The organism is Blautia hydrogenotrophica DSM 10507 (assembly GCF_034356035.1).
In the GTDB taxonomy this organism is placed as follows: domain Bacteria; phylum Bacillota; class Clostridia; order Lachnospirales; family Lachnospiraceae; genus Blautia_A; species Blautia_A hydrogenotrophica.
The window spans coordinates 2323296-2346926 of record NZ_CP136423.1; the positions used below are offsets into that span (position 1 = coordinate 2323296).

The window sequence follows — 23631 nt, forward strand, 5'->3', positions numbered from 1 at the left end:
TCGTTTTCTTAATCCTTCTTCATCCGCAATGGATAACCGTCCGGCAAGGCTCTTATCAAATTTTTCGTGACATTTAATGATATTTCTTGTATAGATACAAAAGTGTTTCGCTCACAAGTGTTTAGTTCTGCAAGTTGACTGTTTATAGAATCATTGATTTCGCCCCTAAATTTTGGCGTCAAAGGCGTATAAAACTCTTGACTCATTCCTCATAACTCCTTTCATCCAACAATCTGTTGAACTTCTCCAATGCCTTTTGAGACACCTTATTGTTCTGCTTGTCCTCCCGGAGCTGAACGGTCAGGTGTTTGTCGATAATATGAGACAGCTCTTTTGCCAAATTCTTTCGACCCTGCTTTAACCCATCCATATATCCTTTTGCTGGCTTGAAATCCGCAATCTTGACTTTCCCAACTCCCTGAGAACCGGCGGTCTTGTTCTTCAATGCCCATCCTTTTTCCGCATAAAGTTGAATGTAATACTGTTCCATTTCATCCAGCTTGCTTTTCGGGTAGTGCAAGAAATTCACTTTATATCCGTATGGGTTATCTTCTGAATACAAACCATGAGCTTTCAATGATCTATCTATGTGCTGTTCATATCCAGACAAGTGGCTTGCCAATCTCTCATCAAGGTGTCGCGCCTGTCCTATGTATATCTGCGGTTCATTCCGTGTCAGAAAGTATATGCCACTCTTGCTGTCAATGTCTGGATTTAATTTCTTTAATCGCTGAATATTCTGCCGCTGAATGGATTTCACCCTTGCTATGTTCTTTCTGGCTTGGCTCAATAATTATCGCTTCCTTTCCTCATACATTTCACAGCAGTAGGAATACTCTGTTTCCAGGGCATATTCCTCTGCCTCCGCATTATTGCAAATCCAGTCACTCTCACCCGGAATTTCACCGGGAACATGGTATTCGCAGGTTCCGCAACATTCATTCATTTTTCACCATTCCTTTCTATTTCGTCCAAACAGGCGTTCCAACCGCTAACGTAATCAAAGTCTTCGTAAGCGTTCCTACTGTCTGATTCTAGTTTATCTGGAATCGGACGTATCTTGCACCAAACAGGCTTTTTATGTAATATATCCTCTAAATATACTTGCTCAACTTCTTCCGGCATAATTTTGCATTTATACAGACGTTCATATTTGAATTTTCCGAGACTCATATCTTCTGCGTGATAATACATAGGACAATCTACGCATGACTTTGGAATTTCGTCTAATACAATAATTCCTTTTGCCATCAAACCACCTCTTTTCAGAATATTTTCTTACATCTTCTAACGAAGCAAACGACCACATATAACCACCACATGTTTTACGCTTGTTTCTACAACACATAGAAATTCCTTGATATAATAATCCCAATGATTCCGAGGCTTCTTTTATACTTTCCTATATTTTAATTGCATTCTCACACATATCATACTGTATAATCTTTGAATTTCTTTTCAAAGCTCCTTTTCCATATTTGCAATTATATTGATATGTACACCATTCCAAATTATCAGCACTGTTATTTTCTTTGTTTTCATCAATATGATTTACACACCTGAAATTAAATGGATTTGGTATAAATGCTTCGGCAACCAATCTATGTATTAGCACATTTTTGTTTATACCGTATTTTAATTGAATGTGTCTATATTTTCCGCTTTTAGATGGTTTCAATATATTTTTTGTTATTTTATTTCGTATTCTACCTAAACTACTTATTTCATAAAATTCTTCCGCTCCAATAACATCTTTCCAGATTTCCAATAGAACACCTCCATTTTAATTAAATGGAAGCTCTTCCATATCTGTCGGAATTTGCATAAATCCCTCTGAATCAACCATAGCATTTTGTGTATAAGATTGTTGTACAGGATTCTGTGAAGGAGTGAAATTCCCTTCGCTTTTGCTTTCGCAGAAATAATGCTCATTCACAATGCACTCATGCGTATACACCTTCTGCCCTTCTTTATTAGTATAGGAACCGGTCTGCCATGAACCAACAATCAGCATTTTCATTCCCTGGTGTAAATACAACTGTGCAAATTCCCCTGTCTTTCCAAAACATACGCAATTAATAAAATCTGCCGTTTGTTCGCCTTTTTTCTTAAACCTTCTATCCACCGCAAGGGTGTATCTGGCAACTGCCATTGGCTTTTCGCCTGTAGTATATCTAACCTCTGGATCACGAACCAATCTTCCCATCAAAATCACTTTATTCATCGTAATTTACTCCCTTCTTTTCTTCCCACATTCTTCTAAAACGCTCTCCGGCAGCTTTCCGTTGTTCCTCTGATACTTTCCGTGGTGGGCTTAACTTTATGTAACTAATCGGGATATGGAAATACGCGGAACCATCTTCATTCTCTGCTATTACCTTTACTTCATCTGGTCTGCTTTCCGCATACCTCATCAGTTTACTTTTCAACGCTGTTCCCGACTGAACCGTAACGCCTGCATAATCAGCTCCCTTGAGCCATTCAATACAAAATTCATTCATGCCTTTTTCTCCATTTCTTTCAATGCTTTCTCTGCTTCTTCTCTAGTAAAGAAGAACTTATATCCAATATCCTGTTCAACTATCGTTATGTGCCAAAATTTATAATTTTCTTCATCTCCGGCATACCACAATTCTATTTCTATCCTTTTTTTATAAATCCGTATGCAACGAGCCTTAAAAGGGTACACCTTTCCACGGCTAAAACAAAATAAAGTATCTCCAACCTTACACGGTAATCGCACCAGAAGTCCTCCCTCATCGGCGTTTTCGTATTCTGCCAGTTTTTCCACGCAAGCTGTAGCTTCAAATACTCCACGACAATATTTTCCTGTCAGTTTATCTTTTGACACTCCCTCTGCTCCATGAGGATATTTTTCTTTCGTTGTCAGTCTTTTATGTTCTGTCACTTGCTCCACCTCCTACATAAGTTGTTTTGTTATCTGCTCTTGTATCTCCAACATCTTCTGAATACCCACATACACAAGCCCATAATGTATATGAATATCCAAATTTGTATTGAAGATGCGGCGTCATATACCGCCCGCATTTCGGGCATCTCTTAAAATAGTCCATTATTATTTTTCTATCTCCTTACTCAATCTATATCTTTTCATAACAATAGACTTCATTGATCTATGTATCTTTTTTGAAAGTTCGCGGTCACTGATATTTTCATCAAACAGCATTTGAATTTCGTTTTCTGTCCACTTTCTTGGCAAATATAACGCTGTCTTGTTATAATATTTTTTATTATACCTAGAAACCGTTTTCCTCCATTTTTCCAAATCGGTATATCCAGATTTTCTATACGACATTAAAAATCCTCCCTAAAACAAACCTCATAACTCAATCCCGTCACCGCCAGAATCTTATCTATCGTTCCTTTACTTGGCTCTGTTTATCCATTCAGCAGCCGACACATGGTAGAACTTGGAATATCGCACCGTCTGGCAAATTCCCGCAGACTCAAATTATGGTCTGCCATATATTTTTCGATTGCTGGGTATTTCATTCTTTATTCCTCAATTTCATAACAATCTGGGTGATACTGTAATAGTAATTCAATCTTGTGTTCCCTTCCTCCAAGTTTGATATAATGGTAATATCTTCTTGCAAGACCATTATCATCTGTAATCATTTCCCCATGCTTCAATCCCCAATAAAATGTACATTCTTCATTGCTGAAAATGTCTTTTCCATTGTTATATCCATACGCACAATATTTATTGAAATAAGTGTTTGCTTCTCGTATCTCTGACTCTGTGGCTTTGTCTATGTAAAATTTCAAATAAGTAAATCTATCAATTTTCAAAAGTTTATCTAAAGACATTTTAGGAACATTTTTATTTACAAGTTCTTTCAATTTTTCTTTGGCCATTTCTGCATTATTAAAATCAAACATCAAACCTCATTTCCTCCAACTTCTTAATTTGCTGTTTCAAACTCGCGATTTTCTTCTGGCGCATTTCTTCAGCATCTTTAATAGCTGAACTTTTAGATACACTGTAATCAAGTATATTCATTAGCCTAAACATTCCTAATTTTGTACCGATGTATTTAGGGATTATGATGTATGTCCTATATGTCAACTTAAATGCAAGAGCCTCAATAATCCCATCTGTCAGAGCATATTTTGTAATCCAGACTTTCATTTTTATTTGTTCCTCCCTAAAACGGATATTTACTAAGTAATCAATTTGAACCTTTTTCTGTTTCTTTTTGCGCCATGATCGGACATGATAAAATTCTCACAGTCTAATTTCCGGCAAATCTTATGATTAGATTCTCCGGAATACACTCGACATTCATCACAAATAAAACAAGGTTCATCTGCGACTTCTTCCAGTTTTACCGTATTGTATAATTCCTCGACATTATGGGTGCAATACCGGCAAAGACAATTTGCACAAGGAATAAGTGGATTTTTAATCACAGGCAGTATCTGTTCAAACAATGTTTCTTTTTTCGGCTTATCCTTTTTCTGTTCTGAATCAAATAAACTTAACTGTTCGTACATAGATAGTTCCTACCACGGATATTTACTTAATTTCAGTCCCATTCCGGCTTTTGCAACCGCAATATTACACCACTTCCCGGCAACTTCCTGTATCTGCTTCTGCATTTCCACTGGGTCTGCGTTATCTCTGGACAAATGGCATAGAATCACGTTTCGCAAGTCCGGCGTTTTGTTTACCTCAATGATTTTCTTAACTGTTGACAAACTGCTATGCCCTTTAATAACATGAGAATATTTCGCCGAATCCCTATTCACCATATCGTCCATGTGGTTGCACTCAATTAACCAATGTTGCACTCGCTGCACTTTGAATCTAAAAGGTATGTATTCAAAATCTGTGGCGTATATCAACTTTCCCATTTCTTCATGCTCAATTAAGAAACCAAAATTAGGTGTTCCATCATGGGGCAAGTAAAACGGAATAATGATATAGTTTCCTACTTTGAATGGTATTTTCTCAGGTTTTCCTATCATCTTCTCGCCAGCGACAATCTCAAAATGTTCTTCTGCTTCATCGTTAGTGTAAATCGGTATTCCATTCTGGAAAAGCCACTTATAAGACTTTGAGTGATCGCCCAGTATTTAACCATGTTCATGACTTAACACCGCACCTACAACATTTGAAATTTTATAGGAGATTCCTCTCAAAATACGATTTGCTTCACATCCAAAATCCAAAAGTAAAATTTCGCCGGAATCAGATGTTAAAGCATAGCAATTACCTGACTGAGAACCCGTTGATATAACTTTCATGAACACTACTGCACCACCTCGCTTTCATCTTTGAATTTCCAGATAAACCCTCCGGCTGTGCTCCGTATCTTTCCTGGTTTGTATTCATCTTTACTTGCAACCTGAAGTATATTTCTATGGCACACACCAGTTATTTCTTCTGCAATTTTTGAGTTTGGAAATGAAGCTAAGTAATTACCATCTTTATCAAACATCAAAATTTCTCTTGGTCTTTCGTACTGATTATAATGATTCATTCCTGATACAATCTGAGGATTTGTTTTTAGAGTCTCTTTATAATGTTTTGCTGGATGTATAATTTCCAAATTTGTAACCACATTGTTTTGCCTGTTTCCGTCTTTATGATGAACGTGATAACCTTTTGGAATTTCTCCAATAAAATGTTCAGCAACAAGAACATGAATTCTTTTTGTTGATGATTTTCCATACTTATCTTTCAAAACGACTGTAAAATACCACCCAAATTGATTAGTCTGCGATAAAACCATTCCATTTTTATTTTTTAGATAACTTTTCAACCTTCCCATGTTGGAAATGGCATATCTTCCTTCGTAACCTTTTATCCATTTCCATTCTTCTTTCAATCTATCACCCGCTTTCTGCCGGGCTTTTCAGCCATTTTAAATAGCATTTACAGTTTTTACAGATTGAACTTTGACATTCTTTTGTATATTGATAATCTTTACAATCAAACAAACTATTTCCTTCACTTTTAACTGCGTTCAATAAAAACTTTGCCAATTCCTCATCCGTCATATTCCTGATTCGGTCGGCGTTGGTCTGATTTCTATTCTTCATAATCTCACAATCCTTTAATGCCACACGGATAACTTTCGATTCATCAATCCCACAGTGAATGACATTTAAAACATGTTCCAAACTATCCAAGCCTGTAAATGGTTTTTCATGTGGAACAGGGATGGATGAGGCTACAATAGGAACATCACAGTATACATTGCTTTGAAAATGTGACACTACTTTATATATGTGCAACTCCTTGTTATATCCTGTTGGTATCTTCACATACTGACCAAACATATCTGTATTTACAACAAATTCACTCATTCTGCACCTCCTAATAATTCTGGATTGTCAAAAATGTTCCCGATCACCACACATTCATCCCACATCTCATCTGTGAATTGCTGTTTACCAAGATATTCATCATTTACCCACCAGCCGACGTAATCTTCTGCATACCATTCTACTGCGCCAAGCACAGAGGAGATTTCATGCTCGACAATATCATTCTCCCAAATCCGCTTACCGTTCTTGTCGGTCAGTCCTGTGTACTGGCAGAGGGTTTCGGGGTTGATTTCCACTATATCAAAATCCTCCACTACACCATCTACTACACCAAATAGATAACCAATATATGCTTTTTGATCGTCTTTTTCATCTGTGATAAAATTTCCCTCAACCCACCATTCCTCTTGCGACAGCTCCCGCCAGTTCTTACGCTTTGCCTTAAATAAAATTTCTCTGCTCATTCACATCACCTTTTCTTTCTTCCTTTATCTACGTTCAATTTGCAATATCCGTACTTGCAGCCTTGAATCATACTTATTTTTCCTGCGTAAAATGATGTTATCATTGATCGTGATTTATGATATTTGCACCTATGATTTTTGCACTCCATGATTATCTCTCCTCGAAAAATTCTTCCCGTTCCCTCAGACGTTTTCCGTCTGGACCTTCCTGTGACTTTTGCGGAATAACACCAGAATGTAAAATTTCAATCGCACGATTTTTCTCAATATATTTCCCATACACTGGATATTCGCTTACAACAAATTCCATCTCGTTTTTCAACGCCTTGGAAACTGCTTCCACATCATATGCAGTCGGCACTTCTTCGAGAATACAGCTTATATCATCATTCAGTGTATTATCTTCATTTGTGTGCTTGTCTACCGCTTTTATTACATCCTTTTCGTTAAGTAGTCTCATTTTCTTCGACTTCTGCTTCTCGCTAGCCTCCCGGCATTCTTCCACCGTTCCGATTTCCCGGTACTGCTGGATTTCTTCGAGGGCTTTGATTGCCATATCGTATGCCTTGCACAATTCCCCTTCTGTGTATGTCGGCTTCTCGCCGCAACCTGGTCTCATACTTTTGATAATTTCAACTGCTTCATCAATTCCCATAATTTTCTATCCTTTCAAAGTGAAAACCTTTATGAGTATCTCTTTCTCCCGTAATACATTTTCCTATATTTGCGTCACTTCCATTTATCGACCTAGCACATTCGGATATACTTGAAAATTCCTGTCCAGTTTCTACAATTCTTACACCGACTCCATTTCTTAGTCCTACCGCAAATGCATGGCGTGCATTTTCCGAACAATAATTCCATTCCAAATTCCATACACAATTATTTTTCTTATTTCCATCAATATGGTTTACCTGTGTTTTATTCAATGGATTGGGTATGAAAGCGCTAGCAACTATTCTATGAACCTTTTCTGTTTTTTGTTTTCCATTCTTGTATAGACACACATTCATGTACCCAAATCTATTAACGCATGGAGACAATTTCTTTTTACTTTTTACACTATATATTTCGCCTAAAACATTAACTGTATACAGTCCCTCATACCCTATAACATCACGAATACAATCTTTCTCTGTCATTCCTCTACCTCCACTTGACCAGATTCTTCCAGCCAATTTTCTATACATTTCAGGCATGTATAACTACTAACAGGCTCACCATCCATAAAGCCGCTCTCATATAACGCCCTGTCACCTTTATTTATCGTGCTTTGACACACAGAACATTTATGTTCTTTCCTACATTTCACTATTTTTTCTTTGCGGTGTTCCACATCACAATCCATGTCGCCATCATACAGCCCTGCGTCTAAATACATTTCTTCCGGGTATTTCATTCCTCTACACCGTCCTCTCCTGCTCGTTTATTCCATGCTCGAATAGCTATATTTCTATCTTGATTGTATTCGGTTGTTGCATGACATTTTTTACAACTCCCCGCAAATCCTCTCATTTTCCAACCAACGTCCAAAAAATCCTCACAAATCTCATGTATAAATGCCTCGCCTCCACAAAACGGACACGGCTTTAATTTGATTTCTCCCATGCTTAAATACCACCTTTCTCGACAATCTCAATCGCTCTTGTGTATGCGTTCATTTCTCCGAAAGCGTCTTCATCATCAAATTCATTCCAATATTTTCTGGAATCCTCTGCTAGACTTTTTAATTCCTCAATCACCTTTTTCTTGTCAAATGCTGTCGGTTGACTGTCGATTAAACTTTTTGCTCCGTCTATTATGTCTCTTGCAAATTCTGAATTACCACCAAACACCTTTTTAAAATCTATCTTGTCTGCGTCAATCAGTCTCATGCTCTATCTTCTCCTTTCCGGGTGGTATGGCTCATGGATTTTCCACGCTATGACATTTTCAATTTTTCCATATCTTTTATCAAACCATTTGCAACCATCATAACATCCGTGTATGTATTCCACGGTATCTGTCATATATGCAATTTCTAAACGTTTAAGCCACGGGATTCCCCTGCTGTCCCCGCCACAATATTCCTCCTTATCCGGCATCCTCTTCTCGCACGGTATCCAGCCGCCATTCATGTGCTTGCGGATGATGTCTTTTGCTCTATTCATCGTTTTTTCGTACAACCTCCATCCAGGTGTATCTTCCAAGTCTTCGCATATTACACGTTCCTTTGCAATTTCCTTATCTATCTCTTCCAAAATCTTCTCTAATTCCTGCATAATTTCACCTCCTCACTTTCTAACTCTCTATTAATTTCATATAGACTTTTACCAAATACATTGAACTTATTGTTAGCTACATTAGGTACATTCTCTAACCCTATAAATTGCTCCCACACATCCGGGAATATCCTCTTTATTTCTCTATGCTCTGCTAATTTAGCGTTTGGACAAAACCAACAACCGCCCCTTTTCGAATAACTGTATACTGGGCTTAACAGTTCATATTCTTCGCATTTTTCTTTTGCCATTTTTTCTGTAATATTGTATTTTTCTAAAAGAGAAATTCGATTATTTTGTTTGTGAAGGGAATCGAGTCTTCTTCTTTCATCAGCACATATACCAACATATTGAATAATTTCATCGTCTATAGTTTTATAAAAATCATCCATAGGTTTCAGTTTTAGATCTCTTTTTACTCCGCATCTCCCATATGTTGGAAATCCAAATTTTTTCCCTTTGTGATCCATATGTTTCCGTGGCTTTTCTATGACTCTGCTGAAAAAATCTAAAAAATCTCTTGTCGCTCTTAAAATTTCAACTCTATATCCCCAACTTTCAAACAAAGGTTTTGCCTTTTCCCGAATAAATTTAATGTGATTTGGATTTTCCCCACTGATTCCATTCTTGAGATCGTACATAACCTCTACGAAAATGATAGAATCCAGGGGTTCTTGATGTTCGTGTGCCAAAATGATGCTTGCTGTACTATCTTTTCCACCAGACCAACTTAATGAATAGTGCATACCGGATTGTGTTGATACACATATCCGTTACCTCTTGACTACCATTAGGTTGCATCCAACCCGCAAAGGCTTTGGTATTACATTGTTCGCCGCTCGCCATCACAATACGTTTAAGCGTTCAACAACATCCTCCTCTGCACCTTATTTCCCTGGAGAAGCTTTCTCCAAAAGAAAATTTCATCTTTGTTATTAACGTCGATGGAATATTGTAACATCGCAATGCAGTCATCTATTGCTTCGTCTAGTTCTTCTATTGTTGATTGATTATTATCACCATTGCAGCATACATCTTCACCCATAAGTGCAACATAAAAATCTTCCTGTTCTTTTAAAGTAATCTTCCTCCCTAGTTTCTGCATTTCAGTCCTCCCTATTAAAAACGTCCGCAGCATCCGCTCCCGGTAGTCCATTTCTCTTATTCATGATTCCCTCATCTCTCTTTCTGGCTGTCGATGAACTTCTGCGACATAGCTGCTACTTGGATTACTTCACAGGCAAGATTGATAGCCATGAGTTTTAATCTGCCCGATATAATTACGGACATCTTATTGTCAGATTTAACACGACTCCACAAGGCTTCAAACTGTATTTCTAAGTTTTCCATCTCCTGTTTGCATTCTTCAATTTCCTCAAAAATCACCGCTGCACCCTCATGGTCTGACCGGAACATCGGAAATTTCTGATTTGCTGATTTCAGTTCCTTTTCTACCAACTTCTCTACATCCGCTCTTACAGCGTCCATTATGATTCCTCCCAAATTTCCTTTCTCAAATCTACTACACGATACCTCGCATGGAACTCCCGCTTCGTCGCCCATATACCATTTCTAGGATTAGAACACAGAAAACTTCTACAAATCTGCGGCCTTACTTCATAAGCCATACATTTCCGTTCTGCGTCATTCCGCAGAGGACAGGTCATGTCAATGGTAGGCTCAACCGTTGGCATTAAATGTTTCTGTGGTTTAATATGATGTTTCTTGACGTACCGCTTAATTTCCTTTAATCCCTTTTCTGACATAGGAAGAAAGTTTGAACAGCATTGTCCACACTGACTGCACTTCCCGTCTTTTGTGAAGTCATAAACACCATGTTCCATATCCTTAATCATTTGTTCGATTGTGCCGATCATTCTCCCAACTCCCTTATATGCTCATAAGACCACATAAGCCTTTTGAACAATTTGTTATTTTCTTGTATTGTTTTCTGGATAACATCAATCTCATCAAGCAAAACCGTAAAATCCCCGTTGTAATTCATCCATTCAACAGTGAACAAATCATGCTTTGAAATTGTCATGTTATTCTCGCCGAATTGGATTCTTAAATGCCCTGACAGAGCCATTGATACACTACAGTTTTCCCCTGTGGCATCAAATAGAAGTTTCTCACACGTCAATTCCAGCGCTCTTGCTTCTTCTCTTGTCATCTTTCTACCAACAACCGATTCTTCATATGGTTTCCATGCTACAATAGCTGACCTATAGAAATAATCCGGATCGCCTTCATAGCATTTTCCTCTTGTTATAAATCTTCCATTATCAGTAAGTGTTCCGACAAACTCCATCTGCGGAAGCAAAAAACAATTATCAGCGGATAATAACCTTACTTTTGTATCAAGTGGGCAAGAATCAATATCATAATTCCAATCGTTCATATTTTCACCTCACTATTCAGCCAGTCTTTCATGTTACGGTACAAACCGATATAATGCTCAATGTGACCTTCTATCCACTGACTTCTTACTTCTTTTGAAATATGATAGAGTAACATGCCCACTGCCTGTTCATCTATCACTTCTGCCCTTCCCGGGATGTCTAATAATTCATAATTTTTCGCTCTTCATCATCCTCCCAACTGTCATAATTTCTTCTGACATTTACCGAATACCAGAAATCAAATAAATCTATTTTTATGATTTTCTTTACTATTACTCCACCAACTCATATGTCTTTTCAAAAATATCGGGTTTACATGGATAGAGTTCTCCGTTCACTCCCTTGATAACATAATCTCCCACCGTCACATGATGGTCTCCCTCAAGTGTGCGGATAAAAAGTTCAGGACCATCATAATACATGATGTTATCATTCGTTGCAGTGATCGCCCATTCTGGAACATACGGTTGACCAAAAGAATCTATCATATCTCCATCATATTGAAATGCTTCAATTACAACTGGTTTCTTTCTGTATCTCGCCATTACTAATTTCCTCCTACTATTTTTCTCATTCCCGTTATGGGTCTAACATTGCTGAAATACTTGCAATTTACTGGCGGCAAATTTTCAATTTCCTTTGCCATCTTATTAAGATATTCCAATGTCGGTTCCTGTTCTGTGTTAAATGATATAACCACTGCAAAACCAATATTTTCAACTTTTGCCACCGCCTTCATAATCCTGTCGGTTCTTAAATCTCGTTGCGTGGCTCTGAATCTTACAGTATACATATTTCTCCTTTCAAATCCCGGCATAACCATATCTAAAGCACGTTCACTTATTGGCTACTCCGGTTACTCGGCAACATTTATTTGATAGTTGAAGCATTTCATAAATATAATTAAGTTGCATACAGCCATTCGTAAAATCCTTGGTTACTATAAAACCGTATTATAGGGTTGGGCGCATTTCTGCTTTTTCCCACGACAAATCCCTGACATCAATGGTGTACTTTAAGCCGTACCTGTGATTTATTTCTGTATGTAGAGTGAATTACGGGCTTTGTTCATAAGATACCGCTTCAGGCTCACTATCTCCGCACCTGTCGATTATCAAATATCTGTTGCCTTTCTCCTTTACTCCAAACTTTCAGCCGCCGAAAATATTAAATAATCACATTTACCAAAGCCAAACTAAGCATAATTATTACGCATATAGACATTATCTCTGTTTTATCCTTGTAAATTAGATTCAGAACGAAGCTAACTATCCAAGCAATAAACGCTATCGCCCATAAAATAAAAATAACTAATTTTAAAATTTCCATATCGCTACTCCATATTTTTCATTTTCATAAACGCCGGAATGTCCTGCTTCTGCTCTTTCTTCTCCACCTTAACCGGTTCTTTCCCCTTCTGCTGTCCGACTACATCAGCAACCGTTTTCGGTTCTGCCTTTTCCTCAATTTGGGCCGGGGATTCAATTACAAATTCTTCTTTGTTGGAGTTTTCGCTAATTTCTGCTTCAACTTCTGCAACAATATCTGAATCATTATCCACGTATCGAACTGTTCCATCTTCATCCAGAACACCCATATCGGCTTCATACGCTCTCTGCATTTCAATACTCATGATTCCCCACTTACTGATAAGTTGGCGAATCAAAGTTTTCTTCGCCATAGCGTCGAAATTTTTTGTCCAGAATGTATAAGATGTATTTTTCCTTAAATCGCTTGCATATCCTTTTGAATATGTCTTTGCATGTTTTTCCATCTGCTCCTTCGGCCAATACAGTTCCTTCCGAAAACCATTTGTCAGTTCAAACATCCCATAATATCCAACAACCGGAAGTTCTTGTCTTTTTTCCATATCCAGAACTGGGTTCATTCCGAATTCTTCTGTAATAGGATTAAAAAATCCAACTTCTCCGTCCTTTACATCAGATACAACTATTTTTCGATATTGTCCGCTTCTAATGGCAAGCTGGATATATCCTTTATATCCAATCTGAAATTGAGCTTCATTCACTTTCACTTTTGTTTCGCGTCCTGTTTTGGGGTCTGTAACCATTTTGTTATTTTCATACGGAACCATATAAAATTGCCCCAACTGCGGACTTGGTGTAAGCTGCAATGATTCCCCTAAAAGCGCCGCCGAAAAGATACTTGCATTTGTACATTTTTGTAAGTTTGCATTAGTTTGTACCGCCGATACGACAGAAGAAATAAAGCGTGTAGCGTTTTTTTCTCCCACTACATTCACAATCTGTTCTTTTACTTTTTCATTGCTCAAATATCCTGTGATACCTACTTTTACCGGTTTTTGCTGTGCTACTACCTGTGTGTTTTTGTTCTCTGCCATTTTCTATTCCTCCACTTCTTCAATTTCAAATTCGTTATCACCATATTCCGTATCTTCACAGGAATAGTCATCCAAAACAAAGTCAAGGTGATCTGTGTACCCCTCATTTTCCAATTTGTTCAACGCATCCTCTTTCGATTCGGCTTTGATTATTCCTTCTCGATGGCCGTACCTTAAATGTCCCATTACATAATCTGCGTCCTGCGATACTCTAAATTTGCCATATTACTTTTCCTCGCTTTCTTATTTTTGATATTCTGCCCTCAATTTCTCGACAATCCATATCTACCCTTTTCTTGTTCTACATAGATTTTTTTGCCATTTCAGAGCAATAACTGTCATATGTCATTAGAAAGTTATACTGTTTTTTCGAGTAAAATTCAGATAAGTCCGTCAAACTGTCCCATCACTCAAACTTCATCCTTTCTAACTTCTCAATCTGCTTTTTCAAACTGGCGATTTTCTTCTGGCGCATTTTCTCAGCTCTAACGAGGGCAGCTTCTTTTGTTCTGTGCCATTCTTTTCCTTCGCCATGATAGCAGTCACTCCACGCTTTCCCATACACTCCAGTTCCGTCTTCTGATTGTGATTCAACTTCCATTTCAAAAATCCCTGTTGTCAGCGCATATTTGGTAATCCAAACTCTCATAATTTTCTCCTTATTTGTTTTCTACTGGCTCTCTGAACAAAATACACTGCTGCTGTATAGCCTCATGACCATATGAGCAATAGAAGAAAGTAGCCACTGGGTCATTGTCTCGCTTATCTGAAAACTTTTCATTTACAAAATCTATCAGGTCTTTCTTTGTTAATGTTTCCATTCCCTGCATTACTCCATTACCTCCACTTTCAAACTACAATTCGCTCTTTCCAAACAAATCAACTGCTGTTCCAAATCCTGCGGAATCCGTTCCGGGTCAATCGTGTTGCTTTCGTCTAGCCAAATCGGCAGACACAAGTTATTGATTTCCTGCAAGCCTCGGCACAAATCCAATTCTACAAGTCGCTGATCGCCACCGTTTAAGCCAGAAAAATAATCCGTTCCTTCTACCATAAGCCGAAGCGTTTCAACCGGATTCCCCTCCTGCGTAAATTCAAGAAAGTTAAACTGAAAATGTCTAAAATGCGGATTCACGGCTGCCGCCAGCGCTTCATTCTTCTTAATGGAGAAATTCTTTAAGGTATCAATATCTTTCTCAATATCGGCCACTCTCTGATTTTCCGCTTTGAGCTTTTCTTCCAACTCCGAAACTCTGCATTCCTTTTCTACCTCATCAGAAATCTGCTTCTTGATAAGGGATTTCTTGTCGGAAATCTCGTTCAGAAGACCGTTACGCTTATTTCTTAAAATAAACCTTTCCTCGGAGCCGTTGTTCATTTGTTTTAGAGCCTCCTCTGCCATTCCAATCTCTGCTGTGACTTTCTGATACTCAACATTGTCAGATAAATCAACCGATTCCGGGATTTCCGATAATTTCTTTGATTCTGTCTGAATCTGCATAGCAAAATCAGCGATTGCCTTTTTGCAATTAGAAATCTTCTGCTCTGATTCTTCCTTTGTTTCTTTGGCTCCATTTAGGTTCGTGCTAGCTCTATTTCCCGCTACAATAACATTTTCAAGTTCCTTATCTCTGATTTCATAAGCATTTTGCTTTGTACTTTTTATTCCTTCTATCCGAAGTTTTTTCTTCTCTTCAAATTCTGCTCTAATTTTTTCTGCTTGTTCTTCAGGCAATTTCTGTCCACAAGTCGGACAAATAAGAGAATTTTCATCAAAAATTTCCCCTTCAATGATTTTGATTTCAGAATCATCAAATTCGTATACAGATAGCCTTGAATAATCTTCCTGCATTCTCGTAAGTTCTGTCTCATGTCTTTCAATCGCCATTGTAGCGTGTTTTAAATCCATTTCAGCCATACGTAAATCATTTTCCGCAGACTTTTTCTCCTGCTTCAAAGAGAAAATATCACCCTCAATCTCTTTTCTCTGCGCCACAATTCCCTCATTCGCTTTACGAACGATTTCAGACTGTTCAAACTTCAAATCCAGAACGTTTTTGGACTTTTCATCATATGACTTAATCGCCTCATCAAGAATTACTTCCTGCTTGTCCAGTTCTTCAATCTGGTGGTTTAAATCCGCAATCGCAAGTTCCAAATCTGAAATTTCAATCTCACCGAAAGCGCCACGGTTCTTTTCATAGGTAAGTTGTGTCCTAACGGTTTCCGCCACCTTCTTCTGCGCTGTCAGATTTTTTCTTAACTGTTTCAGAACATCCTCAATGGCGTGTCCTTTTGTAATATTCTCAATGTGCGTGTACTCTGGATTTTGAGTAACAAAATCTTCTATCTTAAATCCAGAAATCCATTCCAGTAGTTTTCTTGCTTCTGCTGTAGATTTTTGCACCATATTCAGGAATGGTCTGGCATTGGAACACATCAGCAAAATATCCGGATCCGCAATGGATTCCTGCCATTTCTGGTAATCTTTCTGTTTTGCTTCAAATCCATCAATGGTGTATGTAGTGATGTTTCCGTCAAATACTGCCTCCGACTGTCCTCTTGGCTTTCTCCACTTTTGCGCCGTTTTCTTTGTAACTGTCACCGGCTTTCCGTCAATTTCAAGTTCCAGGTCTCGGATAATATCAACCCGATCAATGTCAATTCCGTCTTTTGTATGTGGCCGAACTTTTGCATCCGGTTGTGAACCATCCGCTAACTTCGATGTAAGAACATCGAAAAAAGCATCTTTAACTGTTGACTTCCCCTCTCGGTTTCTCCCAGAAATCTTTGTCCTTTTCCCAAACTCACAAGAAAAATCTTTTCTTCCCGGAAGTGAACTGGAAAAGGATTTATAGTTTTCTAATAAGATTGATTTAAGAATTACTGTTTTCATTGATTGCCTCCATTTTTCTAATTGAAACTTCATAGGTTGTCATAACTTTCATGTTTTCATCAGGGATTTTTTTTACATACTGCCTGCTTTGAATTCTTCCATAAACACGTAACTTACTTCCGACTCCCAGCATACTCGCACAGTGAGCAGTATCTCCCCAGCAAATGCAAGGAATACAAGATGTTCTTTTTTCGGTTCTCGGAACAATAAGGAAAATATCTGTAATGAATTTTCCTTTCGGTGTTTCACGATATACTGGTTTTTTACCTATATATCCAGTTATAATCACTTCGTTTTCTTGGATATCCTTTTCTGAAAGGCATAGCTCTTTTACAAATGCTTTTACAATTAAATGTTTTCCTTTTGTATCGAGTAAGTTATAAGAACGTAAATCTCCATATATTAGTGCGGATGCATTTTGGTAGTCTTCCTTTGCGTTAACTAATTTTTCTGTTATTAATATGGGGACTTCATCATATATTCCGCTTTTTCTCCTGGTTAAAATGACATTTTTGTAGAATCTTTCCCCATAAGCTGTATGATCGTATTCAAATTCTTTTTGCAATTTTCCTGCAACGATTACTTTGTTAATTTCCATTTTTCTCTCCACTTTTGTCAATTTTGATTAATGCCATTACTCCAAACACACTTGATATCGCAATATTAATGAGAGCTATATCAACAATGTCTAATTGTGTAAATACCCACAAAGTTATAAAGATCATTACCCAAATTCCTATTTGTGATAACATCACAAGAAAGTATATAAATTTCATTTTCCAGTTTCCTTTTTGTCAATTAAGTTTCTCTTGCTAAAAACCGAAAGATAAACTACAATATTTATGATTATAGTAAGTCCATCTTACTGTGGCCGGGGTTACTGATCTGTCACATCGGTATCCCCGCTTTTATATTTTCTGCTATATAATAGGAAGAAACTTTTATTTCAGATTGCATATACATTCCTAGTGTCGCTATCATATTTAAGTATTAAGGTATCTCCGTTGCTATCTGTTACAAAAGCTTCTCTGGAATCTGTAAATTTGATATCGAGGTTGCAGATTCCAAAATGATTTTCAATCCAATTCATAATTGCTAACTGTGCTATTGTTTTAGGCATATTCTTTTCTCCTTTGTTCATTATTTTTCAACCATGCTGGAAGCGCATATGTATCTATTGCTTCATGGATAGCGTATAAAAATTCCGGTCTTGCATATTCAAGTCCAAAAGCTCCTGATTCGCGCATGGCCATATTGTATACATCTTCATATACCTTTTCTTCTTCGGTAGAATCGGCAATACCAGATATACTTTTTACTTTTCTTTCGATGTGGCACATGATTTCGCATTTTTCTTTAACGCTTAATACTTTTACTACTTCAATCATTTTTACCATTCCTCCATTTTCTTTTCCGCTTTATTTAAGAGTCCAATAGTCAGGGCCATAAAGACTATGGCTATAGTTAGACACGTAATAATAAAGTTCTTAGTTCTAATAAGACGTCCGGCATCCGCAAGTGTTTCTGTGGTCAGCTTTCGATCTTTCACATATTTTTCTTCCCACTGTTTCCATGTATTAATGGAATGATTTTCTTTTTTCTTCATAAAAAATATCCTCCTTGAATTTGTTCTTGCCAAAATCAAGAGGACTATGGTAATATACTCTTGACTATGGTAAGCGCTGTTTACTGTAGTCACGGGGTTATCTGTGGTCTAGACAGGTAGCCCCATCTTTATATATTAATTTTCGCATTACATTCCTTAATTGCCATTCTCGTATTGCTGCATGGTGTCCAATTCCGTATGTAGTCAACCGCATCATCAAATCGTAATCGAGGAATGTTATTCCTAGAATTGACATGGAAGTAATCTTTCACGTCCCGATTGCATTCAGAAAATACTTTCTTGCTGATTTCGTGGTATGCAGTACTGTCCTTACCTCCAAGTGATTCAATAACAACTGCTGCGACTTCCTTTTCGAGAACCCTTTGTTGTCCATAATCAATATTCATGGTGTTTTCCAATCTGGAAATTCTTTCTTCATGCCCGTCTAACATTCCAAGCTGAACCCTCATCATTTCCTCCGGTGTCATTCTCCTATTCACCCTGAAATACGAATCGACAAGCTGCCTTTGAACCGTCCACGCCAAATCATCGGTGAAGGACTTGACAAGCATAAGATAACCTGATTCAGTTATGAACACCTTGTCCATAAAATCGCTGTCGGATATAGCTATTATGTGGCTTTTCCGAATTTCGGAATTGCTTACAATAAAATAATCCTCTCCTTTTATGAAACGTTTTTTGTTATCGAGGAATCTTTTATTCGCTGTTCCATCTGGTCTTTCATGGACCGTATCAATATCTTTAAATGTGACAACCCTTTTCCCCTTGTATGTTTTTACTGAAATCTCATGATTTCCAATTTTCTGTAACTCTCCCATTCTCTTTCCCCTTTCTTCCTTAATTTAATAATCTCTTTTCTCTTGAGTAACTCCTGAATAGTCTTTTGAACCTCCAGAACTGCTAGAGCCAAAAGTTCTTTGCCTTGTGGCACATGGTTCTAAATAACTTCTTTCATGGCGTTTTCCAATTTTGTAAGCCTCTCGTCTGCTTCTACCTGTTTCTGGTCTAGCATCAGGATGGCCTTCAATTCCTTTGACATATTCTGTATCTGATAACCGCCGGTCTTCCGTATTGATGGGATAATTTCATCAGCGACCTTAGCTTGGAATTTCTCCGAAACTTCATTTTTAGCTTTCATTGCAAGGCGGTAGAATATGTTTTCTGGAATAAATTCGGGGCAATCTTCCTGATAACAAGAGCCGTTGCGGGAAGTTGCAACGCCCAAATCTTTCAAATATCCATGAACCACATTCCATCGAACAACCTCGTTACCGCTTTTAGCAATAAAAGTAAATCCAAGCCCCCTTGCTACCGCCTCCAGCTTTAAATAAGCCGTTCCATCTTTCTCATAGCACTCAACGCCACCAATATTTAAAATCTGTAACTCATTCACTTTCTCACCTCTTTCTGATATAATCACCTCATAGGAGGTATTTTCCATGTTAGATAAAAAATCTTATAAGCTACTTAAAAAATTATCCAAAGTTCCTTTTTTAACCTATTCTGAAATCAACGGTGTTCTTAAAACAAATACCAACTTTGAACATGAGATCAATGAATACACGCAACATTTATGTACTCTTGGCTATATCCAGCCGCATTCGTCTGGCGTGAAAGGGGATTTTAATTCCGATATATATGACGGATACGAAATCAACCTTAACGGGCAAGGTTATGTAGATGATAAGCAAGAAAAGTTCTGGCAGTTCTTGATACCATACTGTATTACTACCCTAGTTGCCATCATTGCTCTCTTTGTAGCAGCCTAAGAATTTTTCGTCCATATGGCATCTTCTCCACCATGCTTCAAATTTTTCTTCGCTGCAACCGAGATTTTTAGTGTGGAGGTGATGGTAATATTCTTTTGCCGTTAGACAAGACTGCAAATTCCATTGGACTTGTTGCAAATACTGTTTCTTTGTTCTTCTTTTCATCAGCTTATGCCACCAATGAATGTTGTACCTTGGCAAGTCATCAAAATCCTCACAAGGCTTTTCTCCCAACCTGTCATCCCATCTCCATCCATTTACGTTGTCAAGCATTTCGCAGATTTCTTCTTTTGAATACTTCTCTGCTATTTCTTTTTGGTATTGCAATAGTTCTTCTCCTTTTAATCCTATTTTTTAGGATTCTCTTTGCACAAAAATAAAGTCCATAGGGATACCTGAAAGATTGCTGATTGCTCGTAACTCACTTAAATCAGGCTCAGTTTTACCACTTTCCCAATTTGTAATTGTCGCAAGCGAAACTCCTATTTTCTCAGCAAATTCTCTCTGGCTAAGACCTGCATTTACTCTACATGCAGCTATGCAAATTCTCGGAATTGTGTTATTCAACATACTGTACCTCCTTTCTGTGGATACAGTATAATCCTATATTTTCGGATTGTCAATATAAAATTTAATTTTTTCGGATTTTAATTGAATTATTTCGGATTTTATGATATTATATCCATATCGAAAATGAAAGAAAGGACGGTTTTTATGAAAAAAAGCGCACCGAATGATAACTTACAAAAAAGAATATTCGCAAAGAATCTAAATTTCTATATAAGTAAAAGTAACAAACAGCAGAATGAAGTCGCAAAAGATTTAGGATTTCCACCGACTACTTTTAATACATGGTGTGTGGGAAAGGTAATGCCAAAAATGGGAAAAGTACAGGCGTTGGCAGATTACTTCGGAGTATTGAAATCAGACTTGTTGGAAGATAAAAACAAAGATGATTCACTACACATTTCCAATATCTTCCCGATCACCACTCACAAACTTCCGATGCTCGGAGAAATAGCCTGTGGAAAACCTATATTTATGGACGAAAATAGAGATAATTATACCATGATCGGCTCTAACGTGAAAGCCGACTTTTGCTTAAAAGCAAAGGGGGATTCCATGGTCAATGCCAGAATTATGGATGGAGATATTGTATTCATTAGAAGCCAGCCAGAAGTGGAAAACGGAGAAATTGCCGCCGTTGCTATTGATGATGAGGCAACTTTAAAACGATTCTATAGAGATGAAATTACTCAAACTGTTACGCTGATCTCTGAAAACCCAATATATGCACCCATGGTATTCACAAAAGAATGTCAAAAAAATGTCTATATTTTGGGTAAAGCAGTTGCTTTTCAAAGCGATGTGAAGTGATTTTAACTTAAAATTCTAGTTTATTTGATTATAAAAACCGCCCCCTTAAATTTATGAGGGGCGGTTTTCGTATAAAAGCTGAAAAAAAACGAAAGCATCTATATTGTAACAAAAAATTATTAAGATTCAAAGCCCCTATAAAAACAGGGGCTTGTGTGATTATGTGACTTAAATCCGACGCAGCTCTTTGGCAATGTTTAAACGTCGGTACAGTCCTCAAAAAATACGTCCGTAACGACACATTCTTATTTTACCATATTTTGGCATTATATTCATAAAAAAATATCGACATATATCGACTATCATCTACACCCTTTTAATGCTATCAGCCCAAGCATACCCTATGTACTGATCGGCCACACAGACCTTGTACCAGTTGTCCTCATAACCATCCCGGCCCAGGATATCCACACGATTTCCTTTGACAAGCTTCGGCCACCCAGTAATCGCATCCGAGGCCTTCTTCGGCTTCAGGTGAACCACACAGGTCTTCTGCACCTCGCCCACAAACCGAACAAAGCCCTGCTCTGTGAGGTTATCTTTATAGCTCTCTGCATCCACGGGCTTGACGCTGTCCGCCCAGACATAACCGATATGCTCATCCGCAACGCAGACCTTGTACCAGCCGCTTTGATAACCATAACGGCCTAAGACATCCACCAGGTTTCCTTTGGACAATTTCGGATATCCCATAATCGCAGGAGAGGCTTTCTTGGCAGCCTCATGGACCACACAAGTATTCTGTACTTCGCCTACAAATCTGGCAAACCCTTTTTGTGTCTGTCCTATCTTCTTTATCTCTGCATCCAGCTTCGCTTGCGTTGCAGGTCCCGCATTTCCGTCCTGTACCAGGCCATAGTCGCCCTGAAACTCCTGGGTTGCTTCCTTGGTAGCTGGACCGAAGTCCCCATCCGCTCCGTTCTTTCCGCAATCATAACCAATCGAGATCAGATTCTTTTGGTAGACTCTCACCGCCTCTCCCTGGTCTCCTTCGCATAGGAAATCCTTAGTCGGTGTTTCGGAGCTGCCAGATGTTACAATATAATCAATCCATACATAGCCATCAATCCCCGAATAATTCCGGGTGTAGACTTTGTCGGCCACACAGCCTCCGTTTGCCTCTACGTTATTCAACCCACCTTTTGAGGTATTCCCTTCGTTGGTGTAAATTTGAGTGGAAGTAACTTTCGTCACCCTGCCGATGTGGGCTCCGTTACGGAAGATTACCAGTGCTCCAAGCTTTGGCTCGCTATGCCAGGTTCTTTTGGATTTTGCATGGTTTTTGATACTGTTGCAGTTGTAGAAACCGCCTCCCATAATCTCTAAAGCCCTGGACAGACCAAAGATTTTTACACAAATCCAGAACTGGTACACGGCGCACCACGGCTGCCCCTGGCATCCAGGCTGTCCCCAGGCATTTACATCCCGGGCATACTTGGTATAATTCCCATAGCCAGCGTTGCCGGTCTTGCTGTCTAAATTACTTTCCGATGCTTTTTCCAGATATCCAGACTCCGCCGCCATCAATTCCGCTGTTTTACTCCACAAGTCTTCCGCCACGTTCGTTTCCTCCTTTTCGCCGTAATAATAGTTCATGTCCACGTTGCCTTGGATTCCTGCAACCCTCCCACTACTGGTATACTGTTGATAGAGGCAAGGGTAATCCGGCCCGCCCGTGTAATCCGCCAGCCACAGCGGATATTTGTTCAGGACATCTTGGCGATACCAGTTTGTATAGTAGTCCCCATTAGTGTAAATACCAGTGTTGTAACCTCTTTTTTTGAAGAAATCGCAAAATGTCTGGGTAAACAGATTGCACTCATTGGGGCCAAGATTCACTCCTTTTTTGGCTGCGTTGGAGACGGTGTCATACTCAAAGTCCGCCCATACATAGATAGTTTTCGGCAGCCCCGCCTTTTCGATGTTAGCTAGACAGCTTTCCGCCTCTGCGATCACATCCTGGTTATTTAAAGCGTATAGGAGATGGTACACGCCATGGATGGGTACCTGGTTATTTTTGCACCCCTCTACATTTCGGAAAAAGTACTTATCCGCTGCTTTCCGGTACCCTTCCCGTAGGATTACAAAATCAATCTGAGACTTTACAGCAGCCCAGTCAATGGACTTCTGCCATTCAGATACGTCAATTCCTGTTATTTTTGCCATCGTTTTTCCT

The 23631-nt window shown here is 38.4% G+C and carries 46 protein-coding genes; 2 read left to right on the top strand and 44 right to left on the bottom strand.

Features of this window, described 5'->3' with window-relative positions; genetic code table 11:
- Nucleotides 1–8: 8 nt before the first annotated feature.
- From BLHYD_RS10855 to BLHYD_RS11050, 41 genes are all read right to left on the bottom strand, one after another.
- The gene (locus tag BLHYD_RS10855; protein WP_005951518.1) at nucleotides 9–206 is read right to left on the bottom strand and encodes a hypothetical protein; all 198 of its coding nucleotides are present in this window, start codon (nucleotides 204–206) and stop codon (nucleotides 9–11) included.
- A complete protein-coding gene (locus BLHYD_RS10860) occupies nucleotides 203–790 on the bottom strand; it encodes a GIY-YIG nuclease family protein (protein ID WP_005951516.1) in 588 nt (195 codons plus the stop codon). The genes BLHYD_RS10855 and BLHYD_RS10860 overlap by 4 nt, the downstream gene beginning before the upstream one ends.
- Before the next feature lie 3 nt (nucleotides 791–793).
- Nucleotides 794–946 (bottom strand): hypothetical protein, encoded by a 153-nt coding sequence (locus tag BLHYD_RS10865; protein WP_155799593.1) that lies wholly within the window; start codon nucleotides 944–946, stop codon nucleotides 794–796.
- The gene (locus tag BLHYD_RS10870) at nucleotides 943–1251 is read right to left on the bottom strand and encodes a hypothetical protein (RefSeq protein WP_005951514.1); all 309 of its coding nucleotides are present in this window, start codon (nucleotides 1249–1251) and stop codon (nucleotides 943–945) included. Before BLHYD_RS10870 ends, BLHYD_RS10865 begins: the two co-directional genes overlap by 4 nt.
- Entirely contained in the window at nucleotides 1148–1375 is a 228-nt protein-coding gene (locus BLHYD_RS17525) for a hypothetical protein (protein WP_416387548.1), read from the bottom strand. The genes BLHYD_RS10870 and BLHYD_RS17525 overlap by 104 nt, the downstream gene beginning before the upstream one ends.
- Before the next feature lie 27 nt (nucleotides 1376–1402).
- A complete protein-coding gene (locus tag BLHYD_RS10875; RefSeq protein ID WP_005951512.1) occupies nucleotides 1403–1768 on the bottom strand; it encodes an NUMOD4 domain-containing protein in 366 nt (121 codons plus the stop codon).
- A 15-nt stretch (nucleotides 1769–1783) separates the two neighbouring features.
- Complete coding sequence (locus BLHYD_RS10880) at nucleotides 1784–2224, bottom strand: single-stranded DNA-binding protein (protein ID WP_005951510.1); 441 nt, start codon at nucleotides 2222–2224, stop codon at nucleotides 1784–1786.
- A complete protein-coding gene (locus BLHYD_RS10885; protein WP_005951508.1) occupies nucleotides 2217–2501 on the bottom strand; it encodes a hypothetical protein in 285 nt (94 codons plus the stop codon). Before BLHYD_RS10885 ends, BLHYD_RS10880 begins: the two co-directional genes overlap by 8 nt.
- Nucleotides 2498–2908, bottom strand: coding sequence for a hypothetical protein (locus tag BLHYD_RS10890; RefSeq protein WP_040350874.1), 411 nt, complete (start codon nucleotides 2906–2908; stop codon nucleotides 2498–2500). Before BLHYD_RS10890 ends, BLHYD_RS10885 begins: the two co-directional genes overlap by 4 nt.
- Before the next feature lie 168 nt (nucleotides 2909–3076).
- On the bottom strand, nucleotides 3077–3316 hold the full coding sequence (locus tag BLHYD_RS10895; RefSeq protein WP_005951502.1) for a hypothetical protein: 240 nt from the start codon (nucleotides 3314–3316) through the stop codon (nucleotides 3077–3079).
- Nucleotides 3317–3399: 83 nt separating this feature from the next.
- Nucleotides 3400–3513 carry a helix-turn-helix domain-containing protein gene (locus tag BLHYD_RS10900; RefSeq protein ID WP_148391191.1) on the bottom strand — a complete coding sequence of 38 codons (114 nt, stop codon included), beginning with the start codon at nucleotides 3511–3513 and terminating at the stop codon, nucleotides 3400–3402.
- Nucleotides 3514–3516: 3 nt separating this feature from the next.
- Nucleotides 3517–3903: a hypothetical protein gene (locus tag BLHYD_RS10905; RefSeq protein WP_005951500.1), complete on the bottom strand. Its 387-nt coding sequence runs from the start codon at nucleotides 3901–3903 to the stop codon at nucleotides 3517–3519.
- Complete coding sequence (locus BLHYD_RS10910; RefSeq protein ID WP_005951498.1) at nucleotides 3896–4153, bottom strand: hypothetical protein; 258 nt, start codon at nucleotides 4151–4153, stop codon at nucleotides 3896–3898. Before BLHYD_RS10910 ends, BLHYD_RS10905 begins: the two co-directional genes overlap by 8 nt.
- Nucleotides 4154–4527: 374 nt before the next feature.
- Nucleotides 4528–4992, bottom strand: coding sequence for an MBL fold metallo-hydrolase (locus tag BLHYD_RS10915; RefSeq protein WP_005951493.1), 465 nt, complete (start codon nucleotides 4990–4992; stop codon nucleotides 4528–4530).
- A 284-nt stretch (nucleotides 4993–5276) separates the two neighbouring features.
- Nucleotides 5277–5855 carry an NUMOD4 motif-containing HNH endonuclease gene (locus BLHYD_RS10920; protein WP_005951487.1) on the bottom strand — a complete coding sequence of 193 codons (579 nt, stop codon included), beginning with the start codon at nucleotides 5853–5855 and terminating at the stop codon, nucleotides 5277–5279.
- Nucleotides 5856–5859: 4 nt separating this feature from the next.
- Nucleotides 5860–6336, bottom strand: a complete 477-nt coding sequence (locus BLHYD_RS10925) for a hypothetical protein (protein WP_005951485.1) — start codon at nucleotides 6334–6336, stop codon at nucleotides 5860–5862.
- Nucleotides 6333–6761, bottom strand: a complete 429-nt coding sequence (locus BLHYD_RS10930; RefSeq protein WP_005951483.1) for a YopX family protein — start codon at nucleotides 6759–6761, stop codon at nucleotides 6333–6335. The genes BLHYD_RS10925 and BLHYD_RS10930 overlap by 4 nt, the downstream gene beginning before the upstream one ends.
- A gap of 151 nt (nucleotides 6762–6912) precedes the next feature.
- Nucleotides 6913–7416: a hypothetical protein gene (locus tag BLHYD_RS10935; RefSeq protein WP_005951481.1), complete on the bottom strand. Its 504-nt coding sequence runs from the start codon at nucleotides 7414–7416 to the stop codon at nucleotides 6913–6915.
- Nucleotides 7406–7903, bottom strand: coding sequence for an NUMOD4 domain-containing protein (locus tag BLHYD_RS10940; protein WP_005951480.1), 498 nt, complete (start codon nucleotides 7901–7903; stop codon nucleotides 7406–7408). The genes BLHYD_RS10935 and BLHYD_RS10940 overlap by 11 nt, the downstream gene beginning before the upstream one ends.
- On the bottom strand, nucleotides 7900–8160 hold the full coding sequence (locus tag BLHYD_RS10945; RefSeq protein WP_005951478.1) for a hypothetical protein: 261 nt from the start codon (nucleotides 8158–8160) through the stop codon (nucleotides 7900–7902). Before BLHYD_RS10945 ends, BLHYD_RS10940 begins: the two co-directional genes overlap by 4 nt.
- Nucleotides 8157–8369, bottom strand: coding sequence for a Lar family restriction alleviation protein (locus BLHYD_RS10950; protein WP_005951476.1), 213 nt, complete (start codon nucleotides 8367–8369; stop codon nucleotides 8157–8159). The genes BLHYD_RS10945 and BLHYD_RS10950 overlap by 4 nt, the downstream gene beginning before the upstream one ends.
- A gap of 2 nt (nucleotides 8370–8371) precedes the next feature.
- Nucleotides 8372–8635, bottom strand: coding sequence for a hypothetical protein (locus BLHYD_RS10955; protein WP_005951474.1), 264 nt, complete (start codon nucleotides 8633–8635; stop codon nucleotides 8372–8374).
- Nucleotides 8636–8638: 3 nt separating this feature from the next.
- Entirely contained in the window at nucleotides 8639–9022 is a 384-nt protein-coding gene (locus BLHYD_RS10960; protein WP_005951472.1) for a hypothetical protein, read from the bottom strand.
- Entirely contained in the window at nucleotides 9010–9714 is a 705-nt protein-coding gene (locus tag BLHYD_RS10965; protein WP_242648409.1) for a hypothetical protein, read from the bottom strand. Before BLHYD_RS10965 ends, BLHYD_RS10960 begins: the two co-directional genes overlap by 13 nt.
- Before the next feature lie 164 nt (nucleotides 9715–9878).
- On the bottom strand, nucleotides 9879–10127 hold the full coding sequence (locus BLHYD_RS10970; RefSeq protein ID WP_040350873.1) for a hypothetical protein: 249 nt from the start codon (nucleotides 10125–10127) through the stop codon (nucleotides 9879–9881).
- A 71-nt stretch (nucleotides 10128–10198) separates the two neighbouring features.
- Nucleotides 10199–10510 carry a hypothetical protein gene (locus tag BLHYD_RS10975; RefSeq protein WP_005951466.1) on the bottom strand — a complete coding sequence of 104 codons (312 nt, stop codon included), beginning with the start codon at nucleotides 10508–10510 and terminating at the stop codon, nucleotides 10199–10201.
- A complete protein-coding gene (locus tag BLHYD_RS10980; RefSeq protein WP_005951465.1) occupies nucleotides 10510–10899 on the bottom strand; it encodes a YkgJ family cysteine cluster protein in 390 nt (129 codons plus the stop codon). The genes BLHYD_RS10975 and BLHYD_RS10980 overlap by 1 nt, the downstream gene beginning before the upstream one ends.
- On the bottom strand, nucleotides 10896–11423 hold the full coding sequence (locus BLHYD_RS10985) for a hypothetical protein (protein WP_005951463.1): 528 nt from the start codon (nucleotides 11421–11423) through the stop codon (nucleotides 10896–10898). Before BLHYD_RS10985 ends, BLHYD_RS10980 begins: the two co-directional genes overlap by 4 nt.
- A complete protein-coding gene (locus tag BLHYD_RS10990; protein WP_005951461.1) occupies nucleotides 11420–11563 on the bottom strand; it encodes a hypothetical protein in 144 nt (47 codons plus the stop codon). Before BLHYD_RS10990 ends, BLHYD_RS10985 begins: the two co-directional genes overlap by 4 nt.
- 133 nt (nucleotides 11564–11696) lie before the next feature.
- A complete protein-coding gene (locus BLHYD_RS10995) occupies nucleotides 11697–11969 on the bottom strand; it encodes a hypothetical protein (RefSeq protein ID WP_005951459.1) in 273 nt (90 codons plus the stop codon).
- A 2-nt stretch (nucleotides 11970–11971) separates the two neighbouring features.
- Nucleotides 11972–12217: a hypothetical protein gene (locus BLHYD_RS11000; protein ID WP_040350872.1), complete on the bottom strand. Its 246-nt coding sequence runs from the start codon at nucleotides 12215–12217 to the stop codon at nucleotides 11972–11974.
- A 540-nt stretch (nucleotides 12218–12757) separates the two neighbouring features.
- Nucleotides 12758–13786, bottom strand: a complete 1029-nt coding sequence (locus tag BLHYD_RS11005) for a recombinase RecT (RefSeq protein ID WP_005951453.1) — start codon at nucleotides 13784–13786, stop codon at nucleotides 12758–12760.
- Nucleotides 13787–14192: 406 nt separating this feature from the next.
- Nucleotides 14193–14435, bottom strand: a complete 243-nt coding sequence (locus BLHYD_RS11010; protein WP_005951449.1) for a hypothetical protein — start codon at nucleotides 14433–14435, stop codon at nucleotides 14193–14195.
- 10 nt (nucleotides 14436–14445) lie between these two features.
- A complete protein-coding gene (locus BLHYD_RS11015; protein ID WP_155799591.1) occupies nucleotides 14446–14607 on the bottom strand; it encodes a hypothetical protein in 162 nt (53 codons plus the stop codon).
- Between the two features lie 8 nt (nucleotides 14608–14615).
- Entirely contained in the window at nucleotides 14616–16682 is a 2067-nt protein-coding gene (locus tag BLHYD_RS11020; RefSeq protein ID WP_005951445.1) for a coiled-coil domain-containing protein, read from the bottom strand.
- Nucleotides 16663–17280, bottom strand: coding sequence for a single-stranded DNA-binding protein (locus BLHYD_RS11025; RefSeq protein WP_005951443.1), 618 nt, complete (start codon nucleotides 17278–17280; stop codon nucleotides 16663–16665). Before BLHYD_RS11025 ends, BLHYD_RS11020 begins: the two co-directional genes overlap by 20 nt.
- A gap of 348 nt (nucleotides 17281–17628) precedes the next feature.
- Nucleotides 17629–17802 carry a hypothetical protein gene (locus tag BLHYD_RS11030; RefSeq protein ID WP_005951439.1) on the bottom strand — a complete coding sequence of 58 codons (174 nt, stop codon included), beginning with the start codon at nucleotides 17800–17802 and terminating at the stop codon, nucleotides 17629–17631.
- A complete protein-coding gene (locus BLHYD_RS11035) occupies nucleotides 17795–18070 on the bottom strand; it encodes a hypothetical protein (protein WP_040350871.1) in 276 nt (91 codons plus the stop codon). Before BLHYD_RS11035 ends, BLHYD_RS11030 begins: the two co-directional genes overlap by 8 nt.
- Before the next feature lie 2 nt (nucleotides 18071–18072).
- Entirely contained in the window at nucleotides 18073–18288 is a 216-nt protein-coding gene (locus tag BLHYD_RS11040; RefSeq protein ID WP_005951435.1) for a hypothetical protein, read from the bottom strand.
- 128 nt (nucleotides 18289–18416) lie between these two features.
- Nucleotides 18417–19127, bottom strand: a complete 711-nt coding sequence (locus BLHYD_RS11045; protein WP_005951433.1) for an ORF6C domain-containing protein — start codon at nucleotides 19125–19127, stop codon at nucleotides 18417–18419.
- A 119-nt stretch (nucleotides 19128–19246) separates the two neighbouring features.
- Nucleotides 19247–19702, bottom strand: coding sequence for a BRO-N domain-containing protein (locus BLHYD_RS11050; RefSeq protein WP_187361973.1), 456 nt, complete (start codon nucleotides 19700–19702; stop codon nucleotides 19247–19249).
- A gap of 46 nt (nucleotides 19703–19748) precedes the next feature.
- On the opposite strand from BLHYD_RS11050, the gene BLHYD_RS11055 reads away from it, so the two are divergent.
- Entirely contained in the window at nucleotides 19749–20078 is a 330-nt protein-coding gene (locus BLHYD_RS11055) for a hypothetical protein (protein ID WP_005951427.1), read from the top strand.
- On the opposite strand, the gene BLHYD_RS11060 is transcribed toward BLHYD_RS11055, so the two are convergent.
- Together BLHYD_RS11060 and BLHYD_RS11065 are read right to left on the bottom strand one after the other, a co-directional pair.
- A complete protein-coding gene (locus BLHYD_RS11060) occupies nucleotides 20043–20405 on the bottom strand; it encodes a hypothetical protein (protein WP_005951424.1) in 363 nt (120 codons plus the stop codon). The genes BLHYD_RS11055 and BLHYD_RS11060 overlap by 36 nt on opposite strands.
- A gap of 27 nt (nucleotides 20406–20432) precedes the next feature.
- Complete coding sequence (locus tag BLHYD_RS11065) at nucleotides 20433–20648, bottom strand: helix-turn-helix domain-containing protein (protein ID WP_005951422.1); 216 nt, start codon at nucleotides 20646–20648, stop codon at nucleotides 20433–20435.
- Nucleotides 20649–20792: 144 nt separating this feature from the next.
- Here BLHYD_RS11065 and BLHYD_RS11070 point away from each other — a divergent pair, with 144 nt between their 5' ends.
- Nucleotides 20793–21455 carry a LexA family protein gene (locus BLHYD_RS11070; RefSeq protein ID WP_050769929.1) on the top strand — a complete coding sequence of 221 codons (663 nt, stop codon included), beginning with the start codon at nucleotides 20793–20795 and terminating at the stop codon, nucleotides 21453–21455.
- A gap of 306 nt (nucleotides 21456–21761) precedes the next feature.
- On the opposite strand, the gene BLHYD_RS11075 is transcribed toward BLHYD_RS11070, so the two are convergent.
- Entirely contained in the window at nucleotides 21762–23621 is a 1860-nt protein-coding gene (locus BLHYD_RS11075) for a GH25 family lysozyme (RefSeq protein WP_005951418.1), read from the bottom strand.
- Nucleotides 23622–23631 lie beyond the last annotated feature (10 nt).